The sequence below is a fragment of the Bacteroides acidifaciens genome, assembly GCF_024623065.1.
Taxonomy (GTDB): domain Bacteria; phylum Bacteroidota; class Bacteroidia; order Bacteroidales; family Bacteroidaceae; genus Bacteroides; species Bacteroides acidifaciens.
In genome coordinates this window covers 1-7,449 of sequence record NZ_JANJZR010000121.1, presented here as the reverse complement: position 1 = coordinate 7,449, position 7,449 = coordinate 1, and the positions used below count along the sequence as shown (strand labels likewise).

Here is a 7,449-nt window from a genome sequence, read left to right as displayed (position 1 = left end):
CAGCTTAAAGAAAATGAACCGAGTTGTATAGTAATGAATAAAAAAGAAGGTGTATCGTGCATTACGACACACCTCCCCGCTATAATGGATGTTAAAGATTGGCTATTTCTCCAGTTTGCAACGGATGCATTTGTTCAGTTTGTGGCGAATGCGACTGATTGTTTCAGGTGTGACTTGTAAGAAAGAAGCCACTTCTTTCAACGTAATGTGCTCTTGAATGTCGGGGCATCTGTTCAATAAATCAAGATAAAGTTCTTCCGTAGTTTTACAGTACATATCCAATAATCTATGATACATCAACAAGTATGATTGTTCGACAAGCGTACACTTTATTTGCATGGTTTCGGCATTTGTCGTAAAGAATTCCTCTGCCGTTGAATACGGTAGATAGTAAATCTTTGAATCGCAAACAGCCTCAATAGTGACTAATGACGGTCGGTCGGGATTTATGAATGTACATAAACTCCCTGCAAATTCATTTGAAAAAGTATATCCTACTATATGTATATTTCCTCTTTCATCCACATGGATATATCTCAATAAGCCGTTTTCAATATAAGCCCCCCGGCGGTTCATTTTACCCTGAACAGAGAACTGTTCTCCCTTTTTGAGTTCGATATAAGTTCCATGCTCCAAGATGAAATGTTTTAATAATTCCAATCGGGAATGCTTACCGTATTGTGCATTGAAGTTCTTCATATGTTTGATATTGTTAGGAGATGATATTTTTACTAATCTCATGCTTATACAAAACTACAATAAAGTTGTAGTTTTACAAAGACATTATTGGCATTTAAAGGAATATAACTATTTTTGTAGCAGAGTATTGAAACAGTGGAAACATAAGGCAAATTAAAGAAATACGCTCGTTTCTATATCGTTACCCATTATTCTATATACTTCTTGTAAATACCTGTTATTCAATAGATAATATTCTTGTTTTCGTTTCCCGAAAAGATAATGTAATATTTGAAAATATACTAAATGCTAAAAAAACTTCTTGGATATATTGATAATTCCAAATAAATATCTACCTTTGCACGCAGAAATCGAACCTAAGACACAAAATTGTGTTGAACGGTGCAAAGTTGTGAAAACCTTATTCAAGGGACTAACATCGTAATAAAGATATAACTTATTGAGAAATAGTGCTATACAAACCGACTTTCGGTTGCTGGTGGCACCACTTCTTCAAGCAATCGGAATGTAGCGCAGTTGGTAGCGCACTACGTTCGGGACGTAGGGGTCGGGCGTTCGAGTCGCCTCATTCCGACCAAGCAAAGGGTAACTTTCTGTAATTCAGTAAGTTACCCTTTCTCTTTTTCAAGTATCCGGGACGAAATCGGGACAACAATACAAGAGAACACTAACCTATTATATCATGAAGAACAAATACTACCTTCTCTCAGTAGCAGCCGCTACCTTGTTGTGCGCCAGTTGCACAAAGCCTCAAACCACTCTTTCGGACAAGGAGCAAACGTTCAATCCCCCTATCATGGGATGGAGTTCGTGGAATGTATTCCGGGTTGACATCAGCGAAGATATTATTAAACATCAAGCCGACCTTATGGTAAAGAAAGGTCTGAAAGATGCAGGTTATCAGTACATTAATGTAGACGACGGCTACTTTGGGAAAAGAGATAATAACGGTGTCATGCACACACATGAGACACGTTTTCCGAATGGTATGAAACCGGTGGCAGACCATATCCACGGCTTGGGCATGAAAGCCGGTATCTATACGGATGCAGGCAACAACACCTGCGGCTCTATCTGGGACAATGACGCGGCAGGAGTAAGCGCAGGCATCTATGGTCACGAACCGCAGGATGCCCAATTATACTTCGGCGACTGGGGATTCGACTTTATTAAAATTGACTATTGCGGCGGAGATGTGCTGGGACTGAATGAAAAAGAACGCTACACCTCTATCCGCAACAGCATAGACAAAGTGAACAAAGATGTTTCCGTGAATATCTGCCGATGGGCCTTCCCCGGTACTTGGGCGAAAGACGTAGCTACTTCCTGGCGTATCAGCGGAGATATCAACGCACATTGGGGTTCACTGAAATATGTAGTCGGAAAAAATCTCTACCTGTCTGCCTATGCCGGAAACGGACATTACAATGATATGGATATGATGGTAATCGGATTCCGCGACAACAGCAAAGTAGGCGGAAAAGGACTTACCCCGACTGAGGAAGAAGCCCATTTCGGTTTGTGGTGTATCATGAGCTCCCCTTTGCTTATCGGCTGCAATCTGGAGAATCTGCCGGAATCTTCACTCGAATTGCTGACAAACAAAGAATTAATCGCACTCAATCAAGACCCGCTGGGATTGCAGGCTTATGTAGCGCAGCATGAAAACGATGGCTATGTATTAGTGAAAGATATCGAACAGAAACGTGGCAATGTACGTGCTGTGGCATTATACAATCCTACTGATACAGTATGCAGCTTCTCCGTTCCATTCTCTTCTCTGGAATTTGACGGAAACGTGAAAGTTCGTGATTTGGTAAAGCGTAGTGATTTGGGCAATTTTTCCGGCAACTTTGAACAAACTCTGCCTGCCCGCAGTGCCATGTTCCTTCGTATGGAAGGCGAAACACGCCTAGAACCGACTTTGTATGAAGCGGAATGGGCATACTTACCTCTTTTCAACGACTTAGGCAAGAACCCTAAAGGCATTATTTACGCCAACGACAAGGAAGCATCCGGCAAAATGAAAGTGGGATTCCTCGGCGGACAACCGGAAAACTATGCTGAATGGCGCGAAGTATACAGCGGAGACGGCGGACGTTACAACATGACCATTTACTATTCATTCGGTAAAGGACGACAATTGGAAGTAAACGTCAACGGCATTATCACAAAAATCAATTCATTGGGAGAAGACGAAACCCACAATCAAATCTCCATTCCTGTAGAACTGAAAGCAGGATATAATACCATCCGCATGGGAAACAGCTATAACTGGGCACCGGATATTGACTGCTTCACGCTGACCAAAGCTCTATAACAATATAAAGAGCCTATATAATAAAAAGGAGCAATAATGAATCTATCTCATTTTGCTCCTTTTCTGTTTAGCTACGTCTGGTTTCTACTTCGGATTTACTATAATTTCCGCCCTCTCTCTAAATGTCACTTGTAATTGAGCCTTTTCATTCAACGGAGTCCATACAACCCGCTTACACTCTCCTACCTGCAAAGAGTTACGATGAGAATTACTGCCTCTTAGATATTCCGTACCAATTTCGCAATTCTCAAAATTCCATCTCCATATACTATTCAGATTCAAATAAAAATTTTCTATCTTACCGTCCTTTGCTTTAAATCTCAAATCTTTTCCATCAACACTAAAAGAACGGAACTGACAAGAATCAAGCAATACTTCCTGATGAAGAGCATATATAAACAAAGAATCCATTTTTACCTTCTTCAAGTTCATCTTTAAACCATTCGCATAAAAAAGAAGGCTGTTTAGCGAATCCACAGATAATTGTACATCCATCCCTGTCGCATAGATATTGCCTCTATCACGGAATTTCGCAGGAATATTCCCATTACTCAAATCAAGTTCCATCAGCAATGTGTCATTTACCTGACTTACTTTCAGATACTGATTCTTCGGATAAACAATCTTTCTTTCTCCTGCTGTAGAAGGACTTGTCACTGTCACATCACCATTCACATAAGCCCACCTGTTTTCACTATCCTTATCCTTGTTAATAGACATCTTCACTGTATGTACATTGTTCAAATTCATCTCTACCCGTTCATCTCCCCCGACAAAAAAACCATTACTCTGATGTGATTGTCCTGATACGGATATTAGAACTATAAATGTGACAATGACAACCAATCCGGAGACGATAAGACCTATTAATATATAAGTAGTACGTTTCATAACATTTCGTTTTTTATTTCTGCTTTTTTATAAACTCACGATACATTGTTTCTATCTCCTTCATCGGAATATCAAGCGTATAAAGCTGGCGAAAGAAATACTCCAATTCTTCTTTCAAAAAGATTTCTTTGCGAAGAGAATGAATCAACTCCTTTGCCCCTAATGCTACAAAATATCCTATACCGCGTTTATTATAAATAATATTCTGTACCTGGAGATAATCAAAAGAACGCATCACCGTATTGGCATTCACCTCTACAATAGCAGCATATTCTCTGACCGAAGGGACACGTTCTTCTTCCGGATACTGCCCCAGCAATATCTCATCACAGATTCTATCTGCAATTTGTAAATAAATGGCTTTACTTTCTTTAAAATTCATAAGCTAAGGATTACATTCGGTTAATAATTTCAGACTCCTTGAAACGGAAATAAGCAAGTATCCAATTAAACAAGGTAAAGAATATGCTGACAGCAATTAATAATCCCCACATTGCTTCATCGGACATTATAATATTATCCGGGAAAGAATAATGCTTATTACTCTGCAACAACATTTTGCTCATAAAAACTCCCACCAAGAAATAAACTATCCAGATAATCGTTCCCGATGCAAATGTTTTTAGGAATGAGTTTTTGGGCCATATAGTGCTGCCTAATACAAATAAGGATTGAACGAAGAAATATCCTGCTATCACTGCGCCAAACTGTAAACCGGTTCTGCATAATGTATAATAATCTTTCCCCCTACCTACCAGATGAGACAAATCAACAGGAGCTATAAAGTACTTTTTCGGATAAGCCAACGAATAGACCATAACCCGCGTATAGTCCGCCAATTTATAGGTAAACAGGAAAACCACCAGAAATACCACCGTAAACACAAACCAGCGTGAAAAAAATCTCTCAAAAGGAGTTACCGGAGTCATTAATGTAGACGTGCGACTCGTTTTTGTTTTCATCTTCTCCATCGTGAACGAAGCACTCAAACAGCCGAATATCCATAAAGACCAAATAAAAGCAATCAAAAGAAATGACCACGTAGGGTCTGTTGTATACGAATAGTTCCCCCTATATTCAAAATATCCGTTCCAAACCATCGCCACCGCCATCACTCCATAAAGCAATACGATACGAAGCACATTCGATCTCCAACTCTCCACCATCTCTTTGCGGCAAAGATTCATAAAACGAGGCAAACTAAAAAAAGTATCTTTTATCATCGTCTTTTATTTTTGAGCGTGAAACAATCGGGCTATCTCTTCAGGAGCAGCCAATGTAGCATCAAACAGAAGTTCCAGGTTAATCTCCGATTCTTCTTTCTCTACATTGGGAAGTATCAGATGGTTACCTTGAATTGTAGGAATCGCAAAGAGAGCACTCTTTGCCAACTCCCGGTTGTCACTCTCCACAAAGTAAAGTTTGTCGCAGATTTCACTTGTCGATTCATCCAGTAGCACACGGCTCTCATCCATAATCAACACATGGTCGAGCACCTTATCTATATCACGTACCTGATGCGTGGAAATCACAATTGTCTTATCATCCGACATGCCCGACGCGATAAACTTGCGGAACTGGCTTTTTCCGGGAATATCCAAACCGTTGGTCGGTTCGTCCATCAGCAAAAGCGACGTATTCGTAGCAAGCGCGAAGCTCATGAATACCTTCTTCTTCTGTCCCATAGAAAGCGTTCCGAGATCAATATCAATATCCATCTCAAAACAATGAAGATACTTAATCATCTCCTCCTTGTTAAAACGAGGATAGAAAGGACTGTTCAGCTCCACATAACTGACCAAAGACACCGAAGGCAATTCAAACTCCTCGGGAACCAGAAACATATCCTGCAAAGTTACCGGCAACCGGCGACGCACATCCGTATCGTGAAACATCACCCTGCCGCTTTTAGGCGTCAATAACCCGGACATCAAATAAAGAAGAGTGGACTTTCCGGCGCCATTCTTTCCCAACAATCCATATACCCTGCCGGATTTGAATGAGAGAGAAAAGTCTCGAAGCACCTCACGCTTTGATTTGCGATAAGTAAATGAAAGATTTTCTACTACAATCATAGTACTTTTATTTAATAAATTAATCAAATCTAGTGTATTAGTATAATAGTACACTGCAAATATAGATAATCTTTTGAATAAAACAATAGAAAAGCCCAACAAAGTACAATCGAGTAGAAGGAATGGGATTAATTCCCGTTCCGACCTCTCACACCACCGTACGTGCCGTTCGGCATACGGCGGTTCCCTAATTAACCTTTAAACACAGGATGGTAGTACATCTTAAAAGTAGGGTAACCAGCTCGAAGCAAACGCCCATCCGACAAAGCCGCTTGTACGGTGGGATGACTTGCCATTCGCCTGTACAACGACCAAAGGCATAAGAAAGGAATTTGATGTCACGCATATAAGCAACATAGGGCTTCTCCTTATTCACCTTTAGAAAAAGTTTCGTTTCAATAAAGGGAAGCAGATTATCCAATGTACACTGGGCGGAACGACGGCTTTTACTAAAGATGACCAGGTCATCAGCATACCGAACGAACAAATGCCCACGTTTCTCCAGTTCCTTGTCTAACTCATTAAGCATTATATTGCTTAACAAGGGGCTCAATGGACCACCTTGAGAGACTCCGACCGGACTGGACTCTTTCTTGCCTCCTATAAGTATACCGGAATTCAGATATTTATGAATCAGAGAAATGACCCGACCGTCTTTGATGGTACGCGACAGGATTTCTATCAACTTACTATGGCTGACGGTATCAAAGAATTTCTCCAAATTCATATCGACCGTGAACACATAACCGGCAGAGATATATTCGCCACATTTTAATAACCCATCATGAGCACTACGATGAGGGCGGAAACCATAGCTGGTTGGTGAAAATTGAGGTTCATAAAGAGGTTGAAGCACTTGTGAGATGGCTTGCTGAATCAAGCGGTCAACCACCGTGGGGATACACAAGTTACGTGTCTTCCCATTCGATTTGGGAATCTCCACACGACGCACAGGGTTCGGATGGTATTTACCCATCATAAATGGAAGTTATTAGCTTATCCTTGTGGCAACGAAGATAAGGAAGCAACTCATCCACTTCCATACGGTCAATGCCGCCACTACCCTTGTTACTCTTTACCTGTTTATAAGCAAGGTTTAGATTAGAAGGGGAAAGAATATATTCCAATAACTCTACTTTTTCCTGTTTAATGGCTGTAAGATGATTTTCTGTTATCCCCATGAAAGTCTACATACCAATCATGACTTCAGGTTCCACCCTCTGCGCCGATTGGTCGGATAGAGTGTCTATGTTCTGCTTTCTTCCTCTCATAAGATCACTCTCCACTTCTCCTGTCACGACAAACAACTAAAATTATTCACTATCTGATGCCGTCAAAACAATCGTATAATGCCGTGGCACTAAAAACAGAAAGCCTCGCCCGTCAGATAGACAAGCGAGGCTTCTTCAAAAACGGCGGCTACCTACTCTCCCACTGTTACGCAGTACCATCGGCGTGACGAGG

The 7,449-nt window shown here is 40.8% G+C and carries 6 protein-coding genes, 1 tRNA gene and 1 pseudogene; 2 read left to right on the top strand and 6 right to left on the bottom strand.

The genetic code is table 11. The annotated features are described in order from the left end of the window. Nucleotides 1-102: 102 nt before the first annotated feature. Nucleotides 103-699: a Crp/Fnr family transcriptional regulator gene (locus NSB03_RS19425; protein ID WP_025815044.1), complete on the bottom strand. Its 597-nt coding sequence runs from the start codon at nucleotides 697-699 to the stop codon at nucleotides 103-105. A gap of 501 nt (nucleotides 700-1,200) precedes the next feature. Between NSB03_RS19425 and NSB03_RS19420 the strand changes: the two genes are divergently transcribed. Next, nucleotides 1,201-1,276 (top strand) — tRNA-Pro (locus tag NSB03_RS19420). Between the two features lie 105 nt (nucleotides 1,277-1,381). After that, nucleotides 1,382-3,019 carry an alpha-galactosidase gene (locus tag NSB03_RS19415; RefSeq protein ID WP_257466592.1) on the top strand — a complete coding sequence of 546 codons (1,638 nt, stop codon included), beginning with the start codon at nucleotides 1,382-1,384 and terminating at the stop codon, nucleotides 3,017-3,019. An 84-nt stretch (nucleotides 3,020-3,103) separates the two neighbouring features. Here the strand turns inward: NSB03_RS19415 and NSB03_RS19410 are convergent, their stop codons facing one another. The 5 genes and pseudogenes from NSB03_RS19410 to ltrA all read right to left on the bottom strand — a co-directional run. Further along, nucleotides 3,104-3,910 (bottom strand): hypothetical protein, encoded by an 807-nt coding sequence (locus NSB03_RS19410; RefSeq protein WP_024988718.1) that lies wholly within the window; start codon nucleotides 3,908-3,910, stop codon nucleotides 3,104-3,106. A 13-nt stretch (nucleotides 3,911-3,923) separates the two neighbouring features. Beyond that, complete coding sequence (locus tag NSB03_RS19405; RefSeq protein ID WP_024988717.1) at nucleotides 3,924-4,292, bottom strand: GntR family transcriptional regulator; 369 nt, start codon at nucleotides 4,290-4,292, stop codon at nucleotides 3,924-3,926. Between the two features lie 10 nt (nucleotides 4,293-4,302). Further along, nucleotides 4,303-5,133 carry a hypothetical protein gene (locus NSB03_RS19400; protein WP_024988716.1) on the bottom strand — a complete coding sequence of 277 codons (831 nt, stop codon included), beginning with the start codon at nucleotides 5,131-5,133 and terminating at the stop codon, nucleotides 4,303-4,305. 6 nt (nucleotides 5,134-5,139) lie between these two features. Then, nucleotides 5,140-5,985, bottom strand: a complete 846-nt coding sequence (locus NSB03_RS19395; protein ID WP_024988715.1) for an ABC transporter ATP-binding protein — start codon at nucleotides 5,983-5,985, stop codon at nucleotides 5,140-5,142. 304 nt (nucleotides 5,986-6,289) lie between these two features. After that, a pseudogene (ltrA, locus tag NSB03_RS19390) lies at nucleotides 6,290-7,172 on the bottom strand (group II intron reverse transcriptase/maturase); the annotation flags it as partial. Nucleotides 7,173-7,449: the final 277 nt, after the last annotated feature.